At 36.7% G+C, this 24,675-nt stretch carries 18 protein-coding genes, 1 other RNA gene and 2 pseudogenes; 11 read left to right on the top strand and 10 right to left on the bottom strand.

Annotation, left to right across the window (positions count from 1 at the left end; genetic code table 11):
• Positions 1 to 468 precede the first annotated feature (468 nt).
• Positions 469 to 633 carry a hypothetical protein gene (locus tag F6K06_RS27770; RefSeq protein ID WP_161564608.1) on the top strand — a complete coding sequence of 55 codons (165 nt, stop codon included), beginning with the start codon at positions 469 to 471 and terminating at the stop codon, positions 631 to 633.
• Between the two features lie 602 nt (positions 634 to 1,235).
• Positions 1,236 to 1,370: a hypothetical protein gene (locus F6K06_RS27765; protein ID WP_282433641.1), complete on the top strand. Its 135-nt coding sequence runs from the start codon at positions 1,236 to 1,238 to the stop codon at positions 1,368 to 1,370.
• Positions 1,371 to 1,566: 196 nt separating this feature from the next.
• Here the strand turns inward: F6K06_RS27765 and F6K06_RS27760 are convergent, their stop codons facing one another.
• The gene (locus F6K06_RS27760) at positions 1,567 to 2,565 is read right to left on the bottom strand and encodes a hypothetical protein (RefSeq protein ID WP_124143699.1); all 999 of its coding nucleotides are present in this window, start codon (positions 2,563 to 2,565) and stop codon (positions 1,567 to 1,569) included.
• Between the two features lie 621 nt (positions 2,566 to 3,186).
• Here F6K06_RS27760 and F6K06_RS27755 point away from each other — a divergent pair.
• Positions 3,187 to 4,065, top strand: a complete 879-nt coding sequence (locus F6K06_RS27755; protein ID WP_124143698.1) for a tetratricopeptide repeat protein — start codon at positions 3,187 to 3,189, stop codon at positions 4,063 to 4,065.
• A gap of 357 nt (positions 4,066 to 4,422) precedes the next feature.
• Here F6K06_RS27755 and F6K06_RS27750 read toward each other — a convergent pair whose 3' ends face one another.
• A complete protein-coding gene (locus tag F6K06_RS27750; protein ID WP_124143697.1) occupies positions 4,423 to 4,860 on the bottom strand; it encodes a hypothetical protein in 438 nt (145 codons plus the stop codon).
• A 600-nt stretch (positions 4,861 to 5,460) separates the two neighbouring features.
• On the opposite strand from F6K06_RS27750, the gene F6K06_RS27745 reads away from it, so the two are divergent.
• Positions 5,461 to 6,186 carry a hypothetical protein gene (locus F6K06_RS27745; protein WP_124143696.1) on the top strand — a complete coding sequence of 242 codons (726 nt, stop codon included), beginning with the start codon at positions 5,461 to 5,463 and terminating at the stop codon, positions 6,184 to 6,186.
• A 106-nt stretch (positions 6,187 to 6,292) separates the two neighbouring features.
• Here F6K06_RS27745 and F6K06_RS27740 read toward each other — a convergent pair whose 3' ends face one another.
• Positions 6,293 to 6,709: a CoA-binding protein gene (locus F6K06_RS27740; RefSeq protein WP_124155181.1), complete on the bottom strand. Its 417-nt coding sequence runs from the start codon at positions 6,707 to 6,709 to the stop codon at positions 6,293 to 6,295.
• Between the two features lie 879 nt (positions 6,710 to 7,588).
• Between F6K06_RS27740 and F6K06_RS27735 the strand changes: the two genes are divergently transcribed.
• The 3 genes from F6K06_RS27735 to F6K06_RS27725 all read left to right on the top strand — a co-directional run bounded on the left by F6K06_RS27735 (position 7,589) and on the right by F6K06_RS27725 (position 10,238).
• A complete protein-coding gene (locus tag F6K06_RS27735) occupies positions 7,589 to 8,674 on the top strand; it encodes an alpha-hydroxy acid oxidase (protein WP_124155182.1) in 1,086 nt (361 codons plus the stop codon).
• A 228-nt stretch (positions 8,675 to 8,902) separates the two neighbouring features.
• Entirely contained in the window at positions 8,903 to 9,412 is a 510-nt protein-coding gene (locus F6K06_RS27730; RefSeq protein ID WP_124143693.1) for a TM2 domain-containing protein, read from the top strand.
• A 427-nt stretch (positions 9,413 to 9,839) separates the two neighbouring features.
• Complete coding sequence (locus F6K06_RS27725; RefSeq protein WP_124143692.1) at positions 9,840 to 10,238, top strand: nuclear transport factor 2 family protein; 399 nt, start codon at positions 9,840 to 9,842, stop codon at positions 10,236 to 10,238.
• A 646-nt stretch (positions 10,239 to 10,884) separates the two neighbouring features.
• On the opposite strand, the gene F6K06_RS27720 is transcribed toward F6K06_RS27725, so the two are convergent.
• The gene (locus F6K06_RS27720) at positions 10,885 to 12,378 is read right to left on the bottom strand and encodes a M48 family metallopeptidase (protein WP_124155183.1); all 1,494 of its coding nucleotides are present in this window, start codon (positions 12,376 to 12,378) and stop codon (positions 10,885 to 10,887) included.
• A 525-nt stretch (positions 12,379 to 12,903) separates the two neighbouring features.
• Positions 12,904 to 13,197, bottom strand: a complete 294-nt coding sequence (locus tag F6K06_RS27715) for a PleD family two-component system response regulator (RefSeq protein ID WP_124155184.1) — start codon at positions 13,195 to 13,197, stop codon at positions 12,904 to 12,906.
• Positions 13,198 to 13,626: 429 nt separating this feature from the next.
• Between F6K06_RS27715 and F6K06_RS27710 the strand changes: the two genes are divergently transcribed.
• A complete protein-coding gene (locus F6K06_RS27710; RefSeq protein WP_287239953.1) occupies positions 13,627 to 13,749 on the top strand; it encodes a hypothetical protein in 123 nt (40 codons plus the stop codon).
• Between the two features lie 249 nt (positions 13,750 to 13,998).
• Here the strand turns inward: F6K06_RS27710 and bchD are convergent, their stop codons facing one another.
• Both bchD and F6K06_RS27700 read right to left on the bottom strand, forming a co-directional pair.
• Positions 13,999 to 16,023, bottom strand: coding sequence for a magnesium chelatase ATPase subunit D (bchD, locus tag F6K06_RS27705; RefSeq protein WP_124143689.1), 2,025 nt, complete (start codon positions 16,021 to 16,023; stop codon positions 13,999 to 14,001).
• Positions 16,024 to 16,816: 793 nt separating this feature from the next.
• A pseudogene (locus F6K06_RS27700) lies at positions 16,817 to 16,985 on the bottom strand (transposase); the annotation flags it as partial.
• Between the two features lie 113 nt (positions 16,986 to 17,098).
• On the opposite strand from F6K06_RS27700, the gene F6K06_RS27695 reads away from it, so the two are divergent.
• Positions 17,099 to 17,245 carry a hypothetical protein gene (locus F6K06_RS27695; protein ID WP_161565036.1) on the top strand — a complete coding sequence of 49 codons (147 nt, stop codon included), beginning with the start codon at positions 17,099 to 17,101 and terminating at the stop codon, positions 17,243 to 17,245.
• Between the two features lie 333 nt (positions 17,246 to 17,578).
• Positions 17,579 to 18,401 (top strand): annotated as a pseudogene (locus F6K06_RS27690) (IS5 family transposase).
• A 412-nt stretch (positions 18,402 to 18,813) separates the two neighbouring features.
• Here the strand turns inward: F6K06_RS27690 and ssrA are convergent.
• The 3 genes from ssrA to F6K06_RS27675 form a co-directional block, all read right to left on the bottom strand.
• Positions 18,814 to 19,208, bottom strand: a transfer-messenger RNA (tmRNA) gene (gene ssrA, locus F6K06_RS27685).
• A 695-nt stretch (positions 19,209 to 19,903) separates the two neighbouring features.
• Positions 19,904 to 21,715, bottom strand: a complete 1,812-nt coding sequence (locus F6K06_RS27680) for a serine/threonine-protein kinase (RefSeq protein WP_124155186.1) — start codon at positions 21,713 to 21,715, stop codon at positions 19,904 to 19,906.
• A 566-nt stretch (positions 21,716 to 22,281) separates the two neighbouring features.
• A complete protein-coding gene (locus tag F6K06_RS27675) occupies positions 22,282 to 22,410 on the bottom strand; it encodes a hypothetical protein (protein ID WP_287323320.1) in 129 nt (42 codons plus the stop codon).
• A gap of 26 nt (positions 22,411 to 22,436) precedes the next feature.
• On the opposite strand from F6K06_RS27675, the gene F6K06_RS27670 reads away from it, so the two are divergent.
• Positions 22,437 to 23,801, top strand: coding sequence for a lipid-A-disaccharide synthase-related protein (locus F6K06_RS27670; RefSeq protein ID WP_124143576.1), 1,365 nt, complete (start codon positions 22,437 to 22,439; stop codon positions 23,799 to 23,801).
• Positions 23,802 to 24,675 lie beyond the last annotated feature (874 nt).

Below are 24,675 nucleotides of genomic sequence, written 5' to 3'. Positions count from 1 at the left end.
ATAGACGTAGACCTATCCTGAAATCCCGCTTCCTACGCTAAAACGGCGTAGTAAGGGTTTGAGGACTTTTTTAGTTATGTTAATTGACAAAGACTTAAATGTAAGTATAGAGTGTAGAGATGCGGTTGGCTTGACCGTTAATGCCTGTGGATGAGTAACCGCCAACGGCCTCAGTAGAAGCAGGAAGTAAACGTCAATTTGTCACGTTATATGACGCTTTGTATCAGTTTTATAGAGCAGCTGTTCGATTCGTCTGGCGCAGAAGTTAGGAGTCAGAATGGTTTGGATAAATTTACTTGCTACTTTTATTTCGTGTTTAATTTTGCCTACTTATACCAATTTGATATTTGATAAATGTTTCTTACAGATGGTAGGGACTTTGCATGCAACTTCCCTACGAAATAACGAATAAGCAAGAAGGAAGAAGGGTTCAACAATTAATAATTAGGGTTTGCGTTCAAAAGTCTTATGGGTGAGGGTAGGAGTCAGGAGTCAGGAGACAACCCACCCCTCGCCCCTCCCCCTCCGGTGGAGGGGAAGACAGGAGAAATGGGAATTATAGAGGAGGTTAGGAGGAAGAATAGTCTCTTGATTTTTCTGCGCAACTATGCGCCTAAAATGCTAAATTTTTGAACCTAAGCGACCTAAAAGGTTGGAATTTTTTCAACTAAAAAATCCTAAAACCTTTATATGTCAATGCTTTTAGATTTATTCAGCAAGCCCTAATTAATAATTAATAATTAATAATTACCTCTTCTTTTCAAGGAGAGGTAAGACTAATCATGAAAATTTTTTCTTCTCTTGGTCGATTGGATATGGCGAGGAGACCCGTTCTTACAGACCCGCTCCGAAGATCGTCATCCCACCCTTCGGGAAGCTCCGAAGAGAGAACTCCGTTCCGCTGTCGCGAACGACCACTTGTTTCTCCTTTAAAGGAGAGGATTTTTACCTTAATTATTCGGTAAATTTTGAAAAAAAGGAAAAAACGATATAAATAACTATCTAAAATGAGCTGGAACACCTATTTTTAAGCAGCTCCGATCAATATCTACCTTTTTGTAGAATTCTTTTTTCAAATTCCCCAACATAATTTTATACTTATTGAACACTTCAGTTATTAGGTAATAATAATAGTTCACTCATATTTTTAGCAATTATTTATATGAAGTAAAGGTATTTTATTCGTTATTTATCTACTCTATACAGACGTTGCATGCAAGGTATCCCACATATTATTGAAGAAGGAGACAGGAGACAGGAGACAGGAGACAGGAGACAGGAGACAGTCGGAAAATTACATGGGGATTCTCACCCCAAGTAATTTTGAACACCGTGTAGACGGTGGGGTATTAAACCCACAAAGAAAATGATAAAATGTAGCAAAAATGCGTGATATTTTGTATTAATTTTGCATAGGTACTTAGATATAAAATTAAAGATAAAGATATTGATAATTTATTTGCTACTCCTTTCTTTCCTTTTTCCCTTTTTCCCAAGTATGCTAATTATGAGAAAATTCTCCAAACTTTGTCGCTCAAAACTCTAAAAAAACAAAAATAAATTATCCTACTCATCTGTATTTTTCTTTTTTTTAGTAGGTTTAGGAATAGGTTCTTTTCTTGTTGGAGCTGAATTTGCCGAATTATAATTCTGGGAAGTAGGTCTGCGAGAATAATTACTTCTTCTATTATCATTAAATGTTTTTCGACCTTTAAATGGAGGCTTACGACGATTATTAACAAATAGACTACCTATATCATTAGCATATTGAACGACAAGAAATGTATCCTGCCTTTGAATATGTAAATCCCAGAAACGATTCAGTGGGCGATCGCCTAAATTCCCTTTTAGTTTCAGCTTGAAAAACCTAGGAGTATCTTCATCCTTGCGAGGAGCTTGTTTAACTCTAACTATTATATATTCTTCTTCTTGAGATTGATAAATTACTTCTCCTCGGATGGAAAAATAACCATCATTTAAGCTTAATAAACTATCTATTTGATTCTCATCATCAGTAACAATAGTAGTTTGTTGAGAATTATCTATATCTTCTGATGTTTGTGGTATTTCTTCACTTTGATTATCTTCAGCAGTGGGAGAAATGGTCAAAGAAGAAGTAACATTATCTTTTGATTCAGTATTTTTAATTTTTCTGAGGGTTTCTGGTTCCCATACCCCCATAATTTGGATATGTAGGTCATCATTTTCTTGTCTAGTACGAGGATAAACAACCCACAGATGTTCCTCCTCTAGGTCTAAATGATTTTTTAATAGACTCATTACCCGACCTAACAATACAGCATCTATTTCTGAACCATCTGGAGTTTGTAAACTGCCCCGTGTAAATTGTTCTGTAGAAGGTTGATAACGACCTCGAACTAAACCTATAGCTCGATACTGTTTTGGTTCACTTGGGGGAGCAATTGGATGTTGTCGCACAATAGTATTATCTTGATTAGGAGTATCAATTTCATTTTGATCTAAATCTTGAGATTCCCAAGAATTTAACGGCTGATTATCTGTCACAGTTAAAGTATGAATATCTCGATCTTTCTCTTTGGCCATCTCTTTACCTGAAGATTTATTAGTTAATTTTACCGAAAAATTGGGGGATGTGCCTCGCCCTTATAGGGCAACTTTTTAATTGATTAAGTGGGAAGACATAAGCTATAGTATTATTGTCGCAGGTGGGCAATCCGAGACAATAAATCGACACTATTGTTATTAATCCAATTAGATTGTTGATTAATCCGTACATTTTCCACAATTCTTTAATTTTCTTGGCTCGTTTGCACAGCATACCGTAGGAAATGAAAAAAAATTGGACACGTATATAATGAATTGTGGAAATATTTGACAGTTTGCTACAATAACAAAGGCAAGAACCAAGCTAACTTAATTTAATTCTCAGGGTTGAAATCCTATACAAAACTTTTAAGAGTAGGTTGCCTATAAAGGTGGTTAACAAATCCATTAACCTTAAAATACCCGAAAATAATAATGGAATAGAGTAGCAAAGTTTTCAAATTAATCAAAAGCTTTTATTAGGTGGAATTACCACCGATTTTAAGCCTGTGGAGAAGATTAGGTGGCAACCTTCGGGTACTGCGCAGGAAGCTATTCTCCAAAGCTCAAACCGCAGTTTGGGTAAGTCTGAATAAGTTCAGTAGAACGGAATTTAATCTCATGGTAGATAAACGTCGTGGTTTTTTGATGGCGGTGGTGGTGTTGGTAATAATTGCTTTTTTAGGATTTTCTCTATCTCCTTTATTAGGGGGACTATTAGAGGCCAATCAAAATAATGGTCAATCCACTCCATCTTCAACTCAGACTCCTGTAGCAGATCAAGAAGCAGATTTGCTGGCACAAGCACGGGGTTATGAGTTAGTTTTACAAAGGGAACCAGATAATCAAACTGCACTACAAGGATTTTTACAAGTTAAGTTAGAGTTAATTCAATCAGGAAAGGGCAATATTGAGGATGTTATACCTCCATTAGAAAAATTATCTGAATTAAATCCTGGTAATACAGATTATAATGTACTGCTAGCTCAAGCTAAAACATATACAGGCGATCGCGAAGGTGCGGCTCAAATTTATCGTTCCCTTCTGGCAGCTAAACCTGGAGATTTAAAGGCTTTGCAGGGTTTGGTTAATTTGTTGTTGCAACAGGAGCGCCCGGAAGCTGCTATTGGCTTATTACAGGATACACTAAAAGCGGCTCCTGTGGCAAATCAAGTGGAAGCTGGAAGTATTGATGTGGTTTCAGTGCAGTTGATTTTGGGACAGGTTTATGCAGAGCAGAAACGCTACGATGAGGCGATCGCTGTTTATGATGAAGCAATTAAGGGCAATGCTGAAGATTTTCGGCCTGTTTTAGCTAAGGCAATTATGCTCAGAGAGCAAGGTAATAATGAAGCTGCTCAAGAGCTTTTCGATCTGGCAATAGAACTAGCTCCTGCAGGATTTAAAGATCAAATTAAGCAGGAAGTTTCGGCTAATTCCAGTTCCGAACCACAAGCATCTCCAGAATCAAATGCTACTGAAACTCAGGTAGAAGAGTAGAAAATAATTAGATTAGTATTAGCTCCAAATTAGTTAGGGTTTGCTGAAAAAGTCTTATGGGTGAGGGTAGGAGACAGGAGACAACCCACCCCCAACCCCTCCCAGGAGGAAAGGGGAATTTAGAGTAGGTAGGAGTAAGAATTGTCAGAATGATTTCTCTGCCCAACTATGCGCCTAAAATACCCTCCATGCATGAGCATGAAGAGCTGAAAACCAGGCACTTTTTTCGACCTCAAAAAGGCACTTGTCTTTATATGTCAATGCTTTTAGATTTAATCAGCAAGCCCTAGTTAAATTCAAAAACTAAACAATTTTGGACTTAAAGATTTATTTAATCTATTGAACTCTGATAAATTATCAGGGTCTTTTTTTTGCAAGTAAATAGCCAATACTAATTAACCCTACTCCCAATATTGTGACTTGATCTATTAGTGTTTGAGAAGTTTCTTGATGAGGATTAAGACTATATTTCCAATTTCCTACCTTTGCCATCATCAAGTCTGTTTGACTGTAGGTGTAAAGAAACTTTAACTCCAAATTACTGTTTTGTAGCAGTAGAATTAGAAGTTTTGTAACTGCTATTGCTTCATTATTAGCTTTCGAGTTAATAACATCACCAATTACAATAGTAGGCTCTATTTTAACATCTGTTTGGGTTGCCTGAGCTGTTAAAAAAAATTCTGAGGCATTATTATTAGCTGCCTGTGCTGAATTTATATCGATCGTGCTGTAGCTAAGAATAGTACTAATAATTATAGAGGCTATTTTTATAAATTTTATAAAAGGGTTTCTCATCTCAGTATATTCCACAATACTTAATTAAGATTTTTCACCATAGAGACCTGTTCTAATTAAACTTTTGTGAATTAGTTAAATCACACATCCTTAAATGGATGAAGCTAGAAGAACTTTTTTTCTCAACAGTATTATTACTGATGTGCCACTTTTATAGTATGAGCTTTGTGTCAAGTTGTGTACTAATAGAATAACGGAGAAATAATGATTTAGATCACTGACGAAGTAACTTTTTTATGCGTATATATCCTTAATTAAGGATTTCATTTTTGTAACTTCTAAGTATGTATACACAAATGTGGAGCGTTATATGAAATACTAAAATTTTTGCTACAAATATTTAGGCTGTTTCCAGGAGTCAGGAATCAGAAGTCAGTAGGAATAGCTTATATATAATTTAGTTACAGTCAAGCTCTGTTTTGAGTCAAATCGACATTTCTAGGTAAAGTCTTTTAAGTAGGAAAATTATTCGTAGCATTATTTTTTATATTTCATATATAGGTGGGAAAATTTAGTTGAAGACTGTCTACTTATGTATTGGACATTTGACGCATTCTACATGGGCTACTGATGGTTGAAATACTGAACAGTTTAATCATAATGATAAACCTTAACAATTTTCAGCGTTGGTGTAGCCTAGGCACAGCTATATCGCCATACAAAAAAACTCTAAATTTTCTGCTAGTTGGCTTGATTATTTTTGAATTTTTATTAGTTCTAATTTATCTTGGCAGTATCTTAGTTAGTGGTAAATCCTACCCCCTATTTGACATGAACGGTCAAATGACTATTTCTTCTCTCTTACAAGCATTACATTTATTAATAATTGGATTGATACCTTTAATATTACTTTTCAAAGAATGGCATTCTCACATTCCCCCTTCTAATAGGTTTAAATTAACCTTTGCTATACTCTTAATTTATGGTGCTATTGATGAAGTATTTAAAATTCATCTACAACTAAAAAATTGGATTCCTTGGTTGGGCGAACGTGGTTGGCTGCAAATATATATAGTTCTTTTTATTATGCCTTTGATTGTCTTTTACTCAGACTTGAAATTCTTGTGGCGTTCCTATCGTCGAGAAACTTTTTTAGCATTACTAGGAATGTTGATTTTTGCCATTGGAGGATTTGGAGCTGAACTTTTTAAAGATATTGCTCAACCTTTACTCAGTTTATTATTTACACAAGATTTTTTAATGAGTTTTATTGAAAAAATTCGCATTGCTTTTGAAGAATTTTTTGAACTAATTGGTGAAAATTTAATTGCCTATGGATTTTTACTTTTTCTGGGTAAAAGACTAGTGCCGCTACGCGGAAGTTAAAAGTCAAAAGTTAAAAGTCAATCATTTTTTATTTGTAATTGTTTGAGGATTTTGTAACTGGTCAGTTATTTCCGCCATCTTGCACTAGATAAAGATCGGCAAATGATTAGCCAAGAAGTCGTAAATACTCAACCTTAATACAAACATCCATTGCTAAATTTAAACCTGCATCTAATGCTTTATTTGCTGACTGCCAATCTTTAACATCTAGCTGAGTCCAAATAGTTTTGGCATGAATAGCGATCGCTGAGTCTACTATTTCTGGTAAATATTCAGAACGGCGGAAAACATTAACAATGTCTACAGGTTCAGGAATATCTGTTAAAGCAGCATAACTAGGTTGACCATCAATTTCTTTAACTACTGGATTAACAGGATAAACTTTATAACCTACCTCTCGTAAAAATCTAGCAATTTGATAGCTAGTACGAATTGGTTGATCAGAATGACCCACCACAGCAATTACTTGAGAATTTGTTAGTATCTCTCGCTTCAGATGATCGTTAGTATTCAAATTGACCATGATTTTGTTTAATAAGCAATATATTCTAAATAGGACAATATTATGATATAGCAATATAATTTGAGTTGTGAGATATTGGAGAGTTTTAGGGAACAGGGAACAGAGAACAGGGAACAGGGAAGAAAAAACGAATATATATATATATGAAGTAGGATAACTGCTATATTCTATACTTGAAAGGAACACTTCAATTTTCACATCTGATTCCTGATTGCTATATAATATAAATTAATTTTTTATCCAAAATTTATAATATTTTGATAATTAGTTATGACCGAAAAATTATGGTCAATAATCTCCCATTTTAAGGGTATAAAAAAAGAGAATATTCTAGATTTAAAGCCTCTAGTTGAAGCAAGAAATACTGAATTTTGTAGTTCCGATTATAGGAGGATAACTGATAACTGAAATGACGAAATTTAGTAGTGAGTATTCGCGTTAAATTTCTGAAAAACAGCCTTTTTTTTTAATTAGATGCTAGACAAATTTTTATCCTCTACAGCATCAGACCTATAAGCACTATTTAAACTGTTGAAAATTACCATTTTTTTTGCGGGTTTAATACCCCACCGTCAACGAGGGTGCTTAAAATTGCTTGGGGTTATCAGACACGGAGTGGCCGGTCGTTGACTATCCATAAGCAATTTTTCCTTCAGCATAGCTGCCTTCTTCAACATTTAATCATTAGACATCTCCAGAAAAGAAACTTGCTCTTTATTTACTATAAACTAGGGTTGTAAAAGTTACTTACAAAATCATTTTCCGTATTTTTTTCCTAAAAACATCTTCCCTGTTCCCTGTTCCCTGTTCCCTATTCCCTACTGTTACAAAAAGTCTATATCTTTTTCACCAGATGTCTATTACCAATTACCAACAATAATGAACAAACCAATTAATATCTTCGAGTATGGATCTTTGGCAATACAACATTTATCTCAAATGGCACTAGATTATTATGCTAGTGGCGCATGGGATGAAATTACTTTGCAAGATAACCGTACTGCTTATGAACGATATAAATTACGACCTCGAATGTTAGTAAATGTTAGCCAGCGAAATTTAACTACAAAAATCCTGGGACAGCATATTAAAATGCCAATTTTAATTGCCCCTATGGCTTTTCAATGTTTAGCACATCCAGAAGGAGAATTAGCAACAGCAAGAGTAGCAGCAGATTTAGGAACAATAATGGTATTAAGTACCATGTCCACTAAAAATTTAGAAGATGTGGCATTAGCTCCAAATGTGCCAAAAAATTTTTGGTTTCAACTCTATGTACATCGCGACCGCGGTCTAACTCGTGCTTTAGTAGAAAGAGCTGAAGCTGCAGGTTATCAAGCATTATGCTTGACAGTTGATGCGCCAATTTTGGGTAGAAGAGAACGCGATCGCCGAAATAAGTTTACTTTACCATCTGACATGGAATTAGCTAATTTAACGTCGATGGCAAATTTAGAAATTCCTCAAACAGAAGATGAGTCTGGGTTATTTGCTTATGTTGCCAATCAACTAGATCCAGCTCTTACCTGGGGAGATATAGACTGGTTGCAGTCATTGACATCATTACCTATAGTAGTTAAAGGAATTTTGCGGGAAGATGATGCTATTCGAGCTGTAGAACATGGGGCAAAAGGCATTATTGTTTCTAATCATGGAGGTCGGCAGTTAGATGGAGCGATCGCCACTCTTGATGCTCTCCCAGAAGTAGTTGCAGCAGTGGGACATCAAGTTGATGTACTGATGGATGGAGGTATACGCAGGGGTACAGATATTCTCAAAGCATTAGCATTAGGGGCAAAAGCTGTTTTAATTGGGCGTCCGGTTTTGTGGGGACTAGCAGTGGATGGAGAAGCAGGGGCGGGTCATTTGTTGGAGTTATTGCGCGATGAATTAGAAGTGGCAATGGCATTGAGTGGCTGTGCTAAGATAGAAGATATAGATTCTAGTTTAGTTCGTTATATTTAAAATAAAGAAGGAAGAAGGAAGAAGGAAGAAGGAAAAAGTGGATGGGGACTCTAACCCCAACTAATTGTAAACACCGCAAGTGACGGTGGGTATTAAACCTAAAAGAAAAAGATAAAAATTTCAGGTTTATTCATCTAATTGGGTGAAGTTTTCTATAGGTAATAATTCTGTAATTGAGTCAGATATAAAGTTCAAATAAGGTTGTTTATTTAGATGGAAAGTAAAAAAATGAACAAATCTAAAACTATTAATAATCCCAAAGTATATGAAACTAAAAATACAGGTATGGCTTACCTTTTATGGTGTTCTGGTTTTTTAGGTATTTGCGGATTACATAGATTTTATTCTGGGAAATATGTAACTGGTAGTTTGTGGTTAGCTACTGCGGGTTTATTAGGAATTGGTCAATTGTTTGATGTCTTCTTTATTCCTGGAATGGTAGAACAGAAAAATCTCAAAAATTTCAAGAAACAATTAGATTCTGGGGATATATATAATTACTTTTCTCAAGAACAAATAGTGAGAATGTTAGAAACTAATCCCCCAAAATCAGACACACAAATTATTCTTCAACTAGCTAAGGAAAATCCAGATGGAATTTCAATAGCAGATTGTATCATTGCTACAAATAAAACAGTACCAGAAATGAAAGAACTGTTAAAAAAATTATATAAAGAGGGTTTATTAGAAATGGATAATCACCCCGAAACAGGGGCTGTTATTTATAAAGTATTTTAAAATTTTAGATTGTTTAAGTTGAGCTTATTTCTTAAATCTCTAATATGATGTTCCCTTGAATACTTATAAATCAGGGAGTAGGTCATTTCAGTTATCAGTTATCAGTTAGCCTCATAAGGTAAATAACTAACAAGATATCTTTACTTAATACAAATAATTGCTATTATTGTTTTTGGCGTGCGATAAAAGGTTAATCAATTGAGCTATAATTAAACCTTAATATGAAAGTCAGCTTCCTTGACTTTAAACTTTATATTCATTTAAACACTGTCCTTAAGTGGATAGTCTTATTGCTAAGAGCTGACAGCTAATAGCTGTTTGCGCAGCATTCCGCAGGAAATGCTTACATTCCCTATTCCCTGTTCTCTGTTCCCTATTACCTAGCGCGTAGCGCTATATACAAATATAATTGTTGTAAAAATCCACAATGACTCAAACAGAAATAAACACAATTACCGTTGCTAAAAAAGCATTTGATAAATTTACTCATGGTTTAGCAACTGGAGAATGGGAAGCATTTTTGGATATGCTTACTGATGACTTTACCTTTTGGTTTCCCGTAGGAAAATTTCATGGTTTAAACGAAGGAAAAGACCGCGCTAGAGAATTTTTTCAGTATGTTTCTGAAGCTTATAGTGAAGGACTTTCAATTACTTCTTTAGACAATATTACTAGCAACGAAACAACAGTAGTATTTGAATTTCGGGATGAAGGCCCAATGTGGGGAAAAGCTTATAAAAATCGAGTAGCAGTTTCTTTTGATGTCAGAGGAGATAAAATTTGTTCCTACCGAGAATATTTAGGTAGTGATGGTAAGTCGAATTAATTAGCTATAGCAGGGAATAGGGAATAGGGAACAGGGAACAGGCAATAGGCAATAGTGGGAAAAATATTTCCCTGTCTTACAGTTTATTACCAGTCTATGTCCTAACCAACCCATTCTTTGCTATATATAAATATCTCCAGAAAAGGGGGAATAGGGAGCAGGGAACAGAGAGAAATGATATCAAATCCGGTTAAACAGCCATAGAATGGTTAAGTTAGGAGTCCTCAGGAGTCAACCCACCCCTCACCCCTCCCAGGAGGGGAAGTCAGGAGTCAGGAGGAGAAAGAATTACAAAGATGAGGGTAGTTATGACGATTGAAGATTTTTTTATGTCCAATTAAACGGATTTGATATGATTGATAATTTACGGATAATACCATTTTGAAAAAAAGAATATTACAAAACTTCCCCTCCTGGGAGGGGGAGGGGCGAGGGGTGGGTTTACTCCTAAGAAATAGCCTAACTATTTGTAGCAAACATTTATCAAATTGGTATTACAGGAGCAGGACTACCAGAAATTTTACTATTCCCTATTCCCTATTCCCTAGACCTCTTGCAAAAGTTTTAATTAAATCAATTCAAAATAAAGATATGAAATCAACAATTTCATCCCCCTATTCCCTGACTTCTGCAAGAAGTATCCTATCTAAATTTCTGAAAAATCCTTTTTCTTTTCTACTAATAATGCTTTAGCTTTTTCCTTAATTTTGGCATGATATACTACTCCTTCATAAGCATAACGATTATAACCACTATTAACAATTAACTCCTCTAAATAACGTACCCTTTCTGCGGTCTCTGGATGAGTAGATAACCAAGCAATAATACCTCTATCTTCTGTGTCTTCATTCAGAGTATTCATCAAATTTCTTACCCCATCTGCTGCATAATCTGCTGATACTAAAATTCGCGTTCCTAATACATCTGCTTGACGTTCCATTTCTCGACTATAGTTAAGTACAATTAAATTACTAACTACACCACCAGCATAAGGAATATATTGAGTAACGCTACTAATTAAATTACCTTCAGACATTAACTGAAATCCATGAGATAATACAGTATGAGCTAATTCGTGAGCAAGTAAACCTGCTAATTCTGCTTCAGAATTTGTTTTAACTATTGCTCCTAAATTAATAAATATTTGCCCACCAGGTAAAGCAAAAGCATTAAGATTTTCATCATTTATTATATAAAACTGATATTCAAACTCGTTTCTACCAGTCATTTTGGCAAGTTTTTGCCCAATAGTATTGATATATTCAAGAATTGTTTCATCTTCAACCATAGGTAAACTTTTAGTTGCAGATTTTGCTAAACTCTTGCCAATTTTTGATTCTCCTCGAAGCATTAATGCTGTTGTTTGAACTGCATTCATAGCAGCAAATGGATTACCAGTAAGAGCTACTCCTAAAGCGCCAGTAACAACATTAGCAATTGTATTTCCTCTTAATTTTGATTTGAGCTGAGACTGAAATTTTTTTCTATAGGTTTCTGCTAATTGATTAAATTCATCTACTTGGGAATGTTCGGGATTCATTAAAGCAAATTGTTGAGCAGATAAAGTTGCTTCTAACCATTTTTCTTCATTTGCTAGGGCAGTAATTTGAGCTTTCATTAATTCCGGTTCGTTGGGATATAAACTCGCTGCTTGATGTAATATTTCTAAGGATAATTCTGTTTGTTCATCAGCTTTTAATACTTCTGCAAGTTTAATATGAGCTGGAATAAATTCAGGATATTCTTTGACTAATAATTTTAAAGCTATAAATATTTGAGTCTCTAGATTTTTAGCTAATCCTTCTTGTGCTTGTCGCCAATAAACTTGAGCTGTTACTGGTAATTCTCTGGGTTCATAAATTGGTTTAGGGCGATTAATTTTAGCTTCAATATCTTCAGAAAATGGTTCTTTTACTTCTCGGTAAAGTTTTTCAGCTGCTGTTTTTTCTCCTGATAAATAAAGTCGGTCTGCTTCAGCTAATTTTTGTTCTGGTGTTTCTGGCCGAAAATTAGTAGGAAATATTTTTGCTGACGGAGGTTTTTGAGGTTGATTTTCTAGAGTATTTGTTTCTGCTAAAGCTAAGTTTTGCAGGGAAAGTAAGCTGATTATAATTGTGAAATAATTTATAAAAATTTTCATAGTGTTATTTGATATTAAATCTGGTTAAACAGTTATAGATTGGTTAAGTCTTTAGGAGTCAGTCCTCAGGAGTCAGGAGGAAAGAGAATCACAAAGATGAGTATAGTTATGACGATTCGATAATTTTTTATGTCTAATTAAACGGATTTGATATGAGTAAAGAATTTTGTCTATATAGCAGAAGGAAGAAGGCTTTAGTTATCTAGGAGAGAAGTAAGAAGCAAGAACTAAGAAGGCTTTAGTTATCTAGGAGAGAAGGAATAAGGAAAAATCTTGTTTTGTCTGAGTTTGAAGCTTTTGATCTGTCAAATACAGTAATGGCGACTGCGATAACAGAGAATAGGAAATAAGGAGTGGGAAGATGGTAAATTAGGAATAATATTATGTCCGTTTAATTAGTGATAAAAAACTTCCTTCTTCTTCTTCTTCCCTCCTGACTCCTGACTACTTCTTCAATCAATACTGGCTATTTTTTCAATAAACTTTTTACAGTCTCTAAGACCTTTTCTTCAACATAAGGTTTTGTCATATAAGCACAATTTTAACTAATTGTTCAATTGCTACACCCATTCTGGATGTACCACGAGAAGTCATAAAAACTATTGGTAAATTTTGTAACTTAGAATCTTTTCTAATTTTTAAAGCTAACTCTTGACCATTCATCCTCGGCATTTCTATATTTAATGAAATCAAGTCAACGTGTAAATTATTTTGCAATTTCTTCCAAACTTCTAACCCATCTTTTGCTACTTCTACCTGATAGCCAGCTTTGATAAAAGTCATACTCAAAAGTTGACGAACAGTAATAGAATTATCCACTATTAGAATAGTTTTGAACTTCACATATCTGTTGAAAATATTATTGATTGTTTCTAAAACTGTTTTCTCAGTAAAAGGCTTATATCATGTTCCCCCTCCGGGGGAGCTACGCTAACGGTTGAATACTTATAAATAAATGTTGTGAGTCCTCAGGAGTCAGGAGGACCGAGTCAGGAGGAAATATTGGAGAAAAAGAGGAAATATTGGAGAAAAGTAAAGACAATTTCAGTATTTATTTGATACCGTCGGTACTGTCAGTCCTTAAATTTTATTTATAACTGACCCGTCCGAACATGATATTAGTTAGATAACCACAATAATTAAATTCTTCCTGAACTTTTTTCTGCTTATTTCAGATGACTAGAGATAGCTAATTTATTATGGCTAATTAATGAGACTTGATATTAGAAGTGAAATTAGAAATCTCCATTGAAGAAGGAGACAGGAGACAGGAGACAGGAGACAGGAGGAAAATTACATAGGGATTCGCTCCCCCAAGTAATTTTGAACACCCCCGTTGACGGTGGGGTATTAAACCCACAAAGAAAATGATAATAAAAAGTCAAATCAATTATCCCACTCTTATTCATCAATTCTTTCTCCCTGCTCCCTGCTCCCTACTCCCTACTCTCTCTTTTGTGGAGATGTCTATTCATCGGGAGTAAAATTAAGAGGCTGTTTGTCAACAAAAGTTAAAGATAGGGTGTGTGATCAAATAGGGGAAAAAGGTTGAAATTTGCCCCCTTCTCCCTATCTCCCCATCTCCCCATCTCCCCATCTCCCCAAACTCCCTACTCCCTTTCAACCAATAGCATCCTTGAGAGCATTCTGAGTCATAGCCGCGATCGCTTGTTCTGTCGCCTTAGGTAAATGATAATACTTACCCCCTGCTTGCTTCGCCAACTCCTTGGCAAACCCAGTCGAAACAAACTTATTCTCAGTATCAATCATCAACAACTGAATCCCCAAACCCCGAACTTTAGCAGCAATTTCCAACAACTCCTCCTTAATATTCGGTTTCTCATCATCCAATATCGGTTCACCCAACGAACGCGCCAACGGAATATTACCCCGTCCGTCCGTAATAGCCACAATTACCACCTGCCCAACATCACCAGACTGCTTGGCATTCACACCCACTCTCACCGCCTGAGTCAAACCATGCGCCAAAGGCGAACCCCCACCACAAGGCATCTTTTCCAAACGTCGTCGTGCTGTAGTTATCGAACGAGTAGGCGGTAACAAAACCTCCGCTTGTTCCCCCCGAAAAGGAATCAACGACACTTGGTCACGACTCTGATAAGCCTCCGTCAACAACTGCATCACCGCTCCCTTCGCCGACTGCATCCTATTTAACGCCATCGAACCCGAAGCATCAACCACAAACACCACCAAAGCACCAGCCTTTCTTGCCAAACGCTTTGCCCGCATATCAATAGGTTCCACAATCACTTTACGATTTGGCTGACGTTCGCGACGAGACTTCTGATAAGGAGCAGCAGCTCGCAAAGTCGCATCAACCGCAATACGTCTCACCTTACCCTTGGGCAACATTGGCTTCACATAACGCCCCCGGTCTTCAGAAAAAATCACACTCCGACTACCAGACTTACCTTGACGGTTTGCTGTTTGGGCAAACATTAGCACACTATCATCTAATACCACTCCCTCCGGGTCAAACAAAAATTCTTCAGGAATACTGGCCTCTTCTTCCTCTGGAGGTTCCGGGTTTTCCTCATCCTCATCCTCATCCTCCTCTTCTTCCTCTTGAGACTGGTCTTCTGGTGGGGGTGGTGGTGGAGGTGGCGGTTGTTGTTCCTCTTCTGGAGGGGTTGGCACTATTGTTGCTCGTGGCACAATAACTAACTCCACGGCCCGACGCAAGTCATCAGCATTAATTGTTGTCCTTCCATCCAGTGCTGCTGATGCTTTGGCTACTCGCACGGCAAAAAGTTCTGCCCTATGTCCTTGTACGCCTCCACGAATTGCTTCTTCTACTAAATATTGGATTTGTTCGTTAGTAATGGTGACATCTTTTATCCACTCCCTAGCCAAAAGAATCTGAGTTTTGAGATTATCTATATCTTCTGCATATTGTTCGAGAAAAGCTTGGGGAGATTTAGCATAAGCTAATGCTTGTTCTACTGCCTCCACTCGTTGGTCTAAATCTAAAACCATATCTGCTGAGAGGGCGATCGCTATTCTATCCAGCAAATGTTCTCGCAGTGGCCCTTCTTCTGGATTATAAGTAGCAATAAATAGAGGTTTACAAGGATGTTGAAAACTAATACCCTCCCGTTCTATTTGATTTCGTCCTTCTGTGAGAACTGTGAGCAATAAGTTGGCAATATTGTCGTCCAGCAGATTAATTTCGTCTACATATAATACTCCTCGGTGAGCTGATGCTAATAATCCTGGTTGAAAAACTGTTTCTCCCTGTCTGACTGATTTTTCTACATCTACAGAACCTAATAACCGATCCTCTGTTACTCCTAGAGGGACTTGAATAAAAGGTGCAGGTATAACTTCAGTAGGAATTTCTACTGATGTGGGGTCGGCATACTGCTCTAATAGTTGGTCGTCCCATTCTTCGGGATAGTTAGGATTACAGTTACTAATGGAATTTTGAACAATTTCAATGGGAGGTAGGAGTGAATGTAGCGCTCTGGCCATTACCGATTTGGCAGTACCACGACGGCCAGCAATGGCAACTCCTCCTAATCCTGGATCGACAGCGGTTAACAATAGGGCTAGTTTGATTGCTTCTTGTCCGACTACGGCAGCTAGAGGAAAGTTGATGATGGCGGGAGGGTTTACTACAGGCATAGTTTAAATAGTTTTACTCTTGGTTTTTAGGATATCAAAATAATGGGACATATTTTTCGATCGAGGTTGGCGATCGCGGTAGCGATGCGGAGGATTATTGCTTCAAATGCCAATCCTTATATATATTCTTATTTTAAAGTTACACTTTAATTCAAATATATAGTTGTACATTTGATTTTTTTACTACTGCAAAATAACTTTTAACTAACATTATTAATATTTATATGTAGCATAAGTAATAAAAATATTAAAGTGAGGGGTTTCACCCCTTAGAAAGGTTATACTACGTTTAGTAGATGCACCCTGATAGTTATCTGTCCCTTTGCCAATGTTGACAAAGGGGCTTTTTTTTTATGTATGTGGGTGCTGAGTTTAATGAAACTTATGCTTTGTTTAATTTATGATATTTTTTTTTAATTACTCAAGTAGTGGGGTTTACCCCTTGCGGGTGTTATACTACGTTTAGTAGATGCACCCTGATAGTTATTTGTCCCTTTGTCAATGTTGACCAAGGGGCTTTTATTTTTTAGATTAGCTATTGAAGAAGGAGGAAGGAAGAAAAAATAGATGGGTACTCAAACCCCAACCAATTGTAAACACCGTGTAGACAGCGGAGTATTAAACTCAAAAAAAAGATAATAAAGTTTTTGCTACATATCCCCTCATTTTTAAGTAGTCAGTAGTTTTTTTTGAGGAGTTAGTCAGTCTAGATAGGATTGATGAACACGGAGGAAGTTCGAGAGTTTGGTAACGCCGTCAATTTAGGCGCGGGGTAGAAAAACGAAAGGCGGTTTCAACCCCCCTGATGAGGGTCGTTGATGTATTCCAAAATCAACGGCTATCCTGACTTTTCCAGTAGTATCATCAAAATAGCTGTGAGTCCATAAACTAGGCAGCTTGCATAATTCAGGAAACTCTTGTCGCAACAATCGAGAAGACCTGCCTTTTAAAGCTTTGAATATTAGCTACTTTAAAAGAAAATAAACCACAAGATTTTGGGTCTAAACGTTTAGCTAAAATTACTGAAAAACGTAATCGTCAGATAGGTGATGCTGTTAACAAAACAGCAATATTGGTGATTAATCATTGTCTTAAACATGAAATTGCTACAGTCGTTTTTGGTTGGAATAAAGAGCAAAAAGAGTCAATTGAATTGGGAACTAAAACCAATCAAAAGTTTGTACAAATTCCTACTCCTAGACTCAAAGAAAGAATCGAGTAACTTTGCAACTTATATGGGTTGCAATTTGTAGAACAATCAGGAGTCTTATACCTAGCAATCATCGTTTTTAGACAATGATGTTCTCCCAAAATATGGTGAAAAACCCGATAACTGGGAACCATCAGGAAAGTGTATTAGGGGAGATTTATCATTTTCTTTGTGGGTTTAATACCCCACCGTCTACACGGTGTTCAAAATTACTTGGGGTTAGAATCCCCATGTAATTTTCCTCCTGTCTCCTGTCTCCTGTCTCCTGTCTCCTTCTTCAAATCAATGAAAACTTATTGTATAATTATTAAAGACAATTATTTAGCAAATTAAATTAATTTAATCGTGAAATATTGGCAAGCCAAAAAGTTACCATCAACAGAATTTAAGCGTTTGACAGGAGAAAAAAACTTTTAGAGTAATGGTTAGTACTGTAAAAACTCAAGAAAAATAAAAAAAGAAATCAGGACAAAAGCCAAAATTAATAGTTGAAGACCAAATTTTAATGACTCTTCAATATTTGAGAAAATATAGAACTTATTATCATATTGGATTGGAATGGAAAATGTCTGAATCTAATGTCTGTCGTATTGTTCATAAAATTGAAAATATCTTAATTAAATCTCGTCAATTTCGGCTGCCTGGAAAAAAAAGAATTATGGCAAACTCATGCTGAAGAAGAACTGGTAGTGATGGATTTCATGGAAAGTAAAATTGAAAGACCTAAAAAACCGGCAAAAACAGTTTTACAGTGGAAAACAAAGATAACATACACTAAAAACACGATTAGTAATTCAACAAAAAAATGAAAAAATCTTATGTTTAGTCAATGGAAAAGGTATAACTCATGATTTTAAACTATTTAAAAATAGTGGCGTTAAATTTGGGAATTTAATTAAAGTTATCGCTGATAAAGGCGATCAAGGAATAGGTGAAATTTATCAATTAAGTCAAACACCACTCAAGAAAAAGAAAGGGAAGAAGTTAACTTTCATAATAGAAAAAATATAATCGGCAACTGAATCAATTAAGAATTATAGTAGAACATATTAATAGACGACTAAAAATCTTGAAAATTCTCTCTTATCCTTACCGAAATCGTGGTAAAAGATTTGGACTAAGAGTGAACTTAATAGCTGGTATTTATAATTATGATTTAGCTAATTAAGTTTGAATTTTAATTTATTAAATATCTAGTAAATTGAACTTTTAATCATTAGCTGAACTTATTTATTTTGGCGATTTTTAATGATTTTGGTTTGTGGCGATCGCCTGTTATTAATTATTCAAAAAAATTGATAAATTCTGGATATCTTATCAAGCAAACTTAGACTAAAAAACAGAAATATACTACAGCACAGTATATTTTTACAATAAGTCTATTAATTTAGTATAGCACACAATCTGTGAAAACCGCAACATTGATTGGTTTTCCCATTCCTCCGCTCCCGCCTTCAGGAGAGTGCGGGTCTTCAACCAACCTTGAGATCAAATACTATTCTTGATTGATTGGCTAAAAAAACCGCTCTATGCTCAAAAAGCAAAAAACGGCTTTAATACGATGGTTATTTTTAATTATTTAATGGAGCATATGGGAGTTGAACCCATGTCCAAAATGGCTATTTACTCTTCGCTCATTCACAGGTTTAGCTCTTGTTAACCCTCAGAGCTGGGACCATCCATTATCCCGGATGGCGGGATTCTCTAGTAAGGTCTTAACCAGTAGCTGACCAGAGGCAGTTTACTAGTGCATCCGTTGGGGTTAAGTCTGCAATCCTTAACGGAGTCAAACCACAGACGCTCGAACCTATAAGAGGTATTTTCGCAATTAAGCTACAGCTACTTGCTTACGAGCAAAAGGTACAATGTTGTTTGCACTTATTATTTTTTGAGCCCGGTATTTGCGAGAGAAGACTCACTCTCGACCTGAATCACAAAGTAGATTTCACCACCCTGTCGAAACCGTTAATGCCCCGTGTTATTCTTTTTATTTTACACATTTATTTGAATTTTGACAACTGTTGAACTTAGTAGTCAGGAGTCAGGAGTTAGGAGTCAGGAGTCAGGATTTGAATAAGGCAGAAGGCAGAAGGCAGGAGTCATATAGAATCCGGTTATATAATATGTTGTGTTTATAATCCAATACGGTTTCCTACGGAATGCTGCCCAAACAGATAAGACCAAAACTCATAAGGTATGGAACCATTAGATAAGCTTTTGAGATTACAGAACTGCCCAAAAAAATCCTTAACTCAACTGTATTGGTTTATAGAACCCATTTGAGGTCTATATAATTATGGTAGTCAAGTCTTTTCGCGCATCAATGAGTGAGGAACAATCATCAGCAAGGAGTGTTGAATTTTTTATATTATTTCTCCCCACATCTACCCTCTTACCTCTTACCTCTTACCTCTTACCTCTTACCTCCTGTCTCCTGTCTCCTGCTTCCTGTTTCCTGTCTCCTGTCTCCTGTCTCCTAGCTCAAAAAACTTAATATTTATGAAGATACGCTTAGGGGTTCTATAATCAATAGACATCTCTAGAAAAGAGGGAACAGGAAACAGGGAACAGGGGGGAATAATTGATAATGTATAGATAATAATTGATTTTATTTTTGATTTTTGGAGATTTCTAATAATTACTTCAATCTCCCCTACTCCCTACTCCCTCTTAATGTAAATCATCTTCCCAAACACCGATATAGACAAGATCATTCCTACTACGCTCAATTAAACCTTCGAGATTACCTGTTTTAAACTCATAGCGATTAATTTTACGGTTTCGCACATCCTGTAATCCTTGCTTGATTTCTGGAGTAATTCTCCAATTCAACATACTAATGAAAGCGGTTCTTACCATTAGGTCATCTATACCATCTGCCACAGACAACTCAGTTTGTCGCAAGCGACGAGAATCTCGATCATATATATAGCCTAAAGTAATTTGATTAGGAAGTAAATCATAAATTACAGCCCTAGTATTAGGCCAATAGCCACGCTCTTTAACTGTTGTAGGTTTTCCCAATAATTCTATTACTTTACTTTCTAATGTGCCTGGGGGTAAGCCACGAATAATCGGCAACCGATCCCTAATAGTAGAATTATCAATAGGATCGGAAGGAATATTATCTGGCAATATTAAATCTATAGGTATCTCAGGACCTGAATCTTGGGGAGGTTGAACCGGAGTTGGAGTTGGAGTTGGAGTTAAAGTTGGAGTACGCTCAACCGTAGGTGGTATAGGTGTAGGTTTTTCTACTGGAGGTGAAGGAGTAGGGGTTGGTCTGACTATAGCAGGAACAGGAGATGGTGATGGTGATGGTGATGGGGTAGGAGTAAAATTGGGCAATTGCTCCATATCATTAGGTTGTGGAGATGGTGTAGGAGTTGTAGTTGGTTTTGATATAGGAGTTTGAGCAATATCTGATGGTCTAACGGTGGGAGATGGTGTAGGAGTTTGAACGATAGGTGGTGTCTCAGGGGGCTGAGAATTTAACACTATTGCTGCTAATGTTCCTACTGTTAGGGTAGCGATCGATCCGAGTATACCCCACATCAATATTCCTTTAGGTCTTTGTATAGGAGGAATATTTGTAGTAGCAATTTTTCCATTTCCCACATTATGAGCTGGATGCTGTTGAGGTACAACCTGGATAGTTGAATGTAAATCAGTTGTGCTAGAATTTGATAAATCTTTTAGCCATTCCTCCACAGTTGCAGGTCGGTATTGAATATCCATTGCCATACCTTTTAGCACTGCTTGATTAACAGTACCACTAAGTTGAGGCTGTAACTCTCTGGGAGTAGGCATTTCTTGTTGCGCTCTGTTCATTGCTGCTATTGGCAGTCGTGCTGTTAATAAAGTATAGAGAGTTGCAGCTAAACCATATACATCTGTTGCTGCGGTACGTTTTCCTTGAACAAAATACTGTTCTGGAGGAGCATAACCATCAGAAACCAAATTAGTGTGAACCTGAGTTTTACCAGCAATAAATTCCCGCGCAATACCAAAGTCAATTAAGATGACATCCTTAGTACCCTGACGTAGCATAATATTTTGGGGTTTAACATCTCGGTGGAGTAAGTTATTTTGATGCACCACCATCAAAGCATTTCCTACTTGACGAATATAATGCACGGCGATCGCCTCTGGTAGAGGTTGTCCACTATATATAACTTCTGCCAAAGTTGTACCCGGAATATAGTCCATCACCATGTAAGGTTGACCATCTTCCACAAAAAAATCACTGACTCTGACAATATTAGGGTGGACACACAAAGCGAGTCTTCTTGCCTCATCCTGAAACTTCCTTTGAAATTCTTCAAAGTTGGGATGTTGACGTAGAGACTCATTGAGAGTCTTAATAACTACGGGTTGTCCTAAATAATTATGAGTAGCTTTGATAGTAATACCAAAACCCCCCCTTCCTAATTCTTGTTCTAATGTATATTTGTCCCCTTGTAAGTTTCTCAATATATTCATTATTTATTTCCCAATTTCTCTAGATCTTAGTGAATTACAGTAGTTTTTATTTTAAGTAGGGACATTCCATGGAACATCCTGAGGAGGGTTGTGGTACGCGAGTATGTGGTTTATCTATCAAGACTTACGCACCTGCAACGTATTCTCGTCATTGTGATCGATAAAAAAGCCATCTCAAATCCTAATTTTTCCTACCTCATCCGTAAGTCCTGTCTATCTTAAACTATAAGCTAGTGAAATTCAGGAGTTTAACTTTAGACAGTAGTCAGAATTTTCTCCTGACTTCTGAGAAGATGACTCCTTCTGCTGAATGCTAATAGATATGCTAAATAGTATCCTAACTTCTACTACTTCTCAGGGTGTTTCAATTACGAACTATTAGTTTTAATTTTGGGCGTTAGTGATTTGAGGTATGATATCATGTTTAGTAGTCCATTTCATTAGTTCTAAAGGGTTGCAAATTGCCACAATGACTTATTTTTCATAATTTGGAGAATTCACTTACTCATCAAAATTAATGAAATAGACCACTAGATAAGAGCGCGAACAAAAAACTTTCTCTTCTACTACTCTTTCTTCTTATTTCTTCCCTCCTGACTCGGTCCTCCCCCTCCCCTCCTGGGAGGGGTTGGGGGTGGGTTGGGAGGGGTTAGGGGTGGGTTAACTCCTAAAAAATTAAGATTAATATCATACACTAATTCAGCAACGCCGAATTTTAATTATGACTTTGAAGATACTTTGCCTTAGTAATGGTCATGGGGAAGATGCGATCGCAGTTCAAATTTTACAAGAATTACAAAAATATCCTCTTCCTCCTAGTCTTGCTGCCTTGCCTATAGTTGGAGAAGGATACGCTTATACCAAAATACCTCGTCTCTCAATTATTGGTCCCCGACAAAGAATGCCTTCTGGTGGATTTATCTATATGGATGGGCAACAGTTATGGCAAGATGTCAAAGGTGGTTTATTAAAAATGACTTTTGTTCAACTCAAAGCATTAAAATATTGGGTAAGTTCCGAAACTCAATTAGGTCATCAAGTAGTTATCTTTGCAGTTGGTGATATTGTACCTTTATTATTTGCTTGGTTGAGTGGAGCACCTTATGCTTTTTTAGGAACTGCTAAATCAGAATATTTGATCCGAGATGAAACTGGGAAACTTCCGTCCAAGTCTTGGGTAGAAAGTTTTCAGCATTGGTCAGGTTCGGTTTACTTTCCTTGGGAATGTTGGTTAATGAGTAGGAGTAAGTGTAGAGCGGTACTTACTAGAGACGATCTAACAGCACAAATACTCAGAAAAAAGTCAATTCGAGCTTATTATGTGGGAAACCCGATGATGGATGGTGTAGAGTTGGAAAATTCTCTGCTGTCAATGTATCGCTCTGATGCAGAAATACTAGGAATGCAGCATCAAGTTACGATTACTTTATTACCTGGGTCTCGTTCTCCAGAAGCTTATGCGAATTGGGAAATTATTATTCAAGCGGTTGTAGGGTTAGTAGAAACTTTTCCACAGCAAAAATTTTTGTTTCTGGGGGCGATCGCTCCTAACTTAAGCTTAGAACCTTTTATTACACTCCTCAATTCTTATCATTGGCAGACTGAACGAGAGATTAGAACTAATACTCAGAACAGTATTTTACAACTGCCAGTTGATCGTCCTGTACCAACCTTTTTTTCTGGAGAGGGAAGTATTCAGTTTCCTGTGAAATTAACTTCTCAGAATAAAAATGCTAGTCTGATTTTAGACCGACAAGCTTTTCCAGAATTTGTGCATCGGGGAAATTTAGCTATTGCTATGGCAGGTACTGCTACGGAACAGTTTGTTGGTCTGGGGAAACCAGCGATCGCTATTTCTGGCAATGGCCCTCAATTTACATCTACTTTTGCGGAAGCTCAAAGTCGTCTTTTAGGAATTTCTGTGACTTTGGTCAAGCACCCCAGAGAAGTTGTAGATGCGGTTAAGTCTCTGTTGAACGATCCAGACCGACTACAATTAATTGCTAAAAATGGGATTCAGAGAATGGGTAAACCGGGTGCAGCTCAGAGAATTGCTGATTTTTTAATGGGGTTGAAATGGATGTAGGCAAAAGTTATAGCGCTGCGCGCAGGCAACAGGCAACAGCGGTGCGACCCCGCGACGACGCCAGTCGCAAGGGAATGCGCACCAAGAGAGGCAACAGCTCATCTGGGGGAATAAAAAGCTGTTTGCGGAGCATTCCGAAGGAATAATATAAGACTTTTAGCTATTGGACAGTTCCTGAATTTGTGGATATGTCAGCGCACATTGCTATATATCATGTCCGGTTGAATACTTATAAATAAAACGATGAAGGAGTCAGGAGTCAGTCCTCAGGAGTCAGGAGGAAAGAAAGAAGCAAGAAGCAAGAAAGAAGAGGAGAAAAAGGAGAAAGTTTTTTGTTTAGCTGGCGCACAACGCACATTAACGCTACGCGACAGGTCAAGCGTAGCATTCCGCACCGAAAACGCGGAGCGCGGAACGGAGTCCTATCGCGATCTTATCCGGACATGATATTACTAACCCTTGGCAGCAGAAGAGTAAAAAATTTTTTTGAAATTAACTAAATCTCCAAATTTCTGAATTTCTCTACTACCGCTAAAGGTAAAGAAAGAGCATCTGCAACTTATTTGGTAGTTAAACCCATGCTCAATAACCGAGGAATAGTTTCTTGTTGCTGTTGAGCAATTAAGTTCCGTTATTGTTGAGCTTGTTGACGTGCATTTGCCTCTCATTCGGCGTTTTGTCTTTCTTGTTGAGCTATTAGACATCTGGTGAAAATAAACTTACCCTTTATTTAACATAAGCTAGAGTTTTCAACAATTAATAATTAATTATTAATTATTAATTATTACCTCTCCTTGAAAAGAAGAGGATTGACTAAAAGGAAAAATTTTTTTCTTTTTTCCCCTTAAAAGGGGAGGCGCATACCCACAATTTC

It is taken from the genome of Okeania sp. SIO1H4 (assembly GCF_010672695.1).
GTDB lineage: Bacteria > Cyanobacteriota > Cyanobacteriia > Cyanobacteriales > Microcoleaceae > Okeania > Okeania hirsuta.
This window is presented reverse-complemented; position numbering and strand designations above follow the sequence as displayed.

Bases quoted from the DNA above. Each gene is read 5' to 3' on its own strand.
- F6K06_RS27770 (WP_161564608.1), top strand. From the start codon at position 469: ATGGGTGAGGGTAGGAGTCAGGAGTCAGGAGACAACCCACCCCTCGCC.
- F6K06_RS27760 (WP_124143699.1), bottom strand. From the start codon at position 2,565: ATGGCCAAAGAGAAAGATCGAGATATTCATACTTTAACTGTGACAGAT.
- F6K06_RS27755 (WP_124143698.1), top strand. From the start codon at position 3,187: ATGGTAGATAAACGTCGTGGTTTTTTGATGGCGGTGGTGGTGTTGGTA.
- F6K06_RS27750 (WP_124143697.1), bottom strand. From the start codon at position 4,860: ATGAGAAACCCTTTTATAAAATTTATAAAAATAGCCTCTATAATTATT.
- F6K06_RS27745 (WP_124143696.1), top strand. From the start codon at position 5,461: ATGATAAACCTTAACAATTTTCAGCGTTGGTGTAGCCTAGGCACAGCT.
- F6K06_RS27740 (WP_124155181.1), bottom strand. From the start codon at position 6,709: ATGGTCAATTTGAATACTAACGATCATCTGAAGCGAGAGATACTAACA.
- F6K06_RS27735 (WP_124155182.1), top strand. From the start codon at position 7,589: ATGAACAAACCAATTAATATCTTCGAGTATGGATCTTTGGCAATACAA.
- F6K06_RS27730 (WP_124143693.1), top strand. From the start codon at position 8,903: ATGAACAAATCTAAAACTATTAATAATCCCAAAGTATATGAAACTAAA.
- F6K06_RS27725 (WP_124143692.1), top strand. From the start codon at position 9,840: ATGACTCAAACAGAAATAAACACAATTACCGTTGCTAAAAAAGCATTT.
- F6K06_RS27720 (WP_124155183.1), bottom strand. From the start codon at position 12,378: ATGAAAATTTTTATAAATTATTTCACAATTATAATCAGCTTACTTTCC.
- bchD (WP_124143689.1), bottom strand. From the start codon at position 16,023: ATGCCTGTAGTAAACCCTCCCGCCATCATCAACTTTCCTCTAGCTGCC.
- F6K06_RS27680 (WP_124155186.1), bottom strand. From the start codon at position 21,715: ATGAATATATTGAGAAACTTACAAGGGGACAAATATACATTAGAACAA.
- F6K06_RS27670 (WP_124143576.1), top strand. From the start codon at position 22,437: ATGACTTTGAAGATACTTTGCCTTAGTAATGGTCATGGGGAAGATGCG.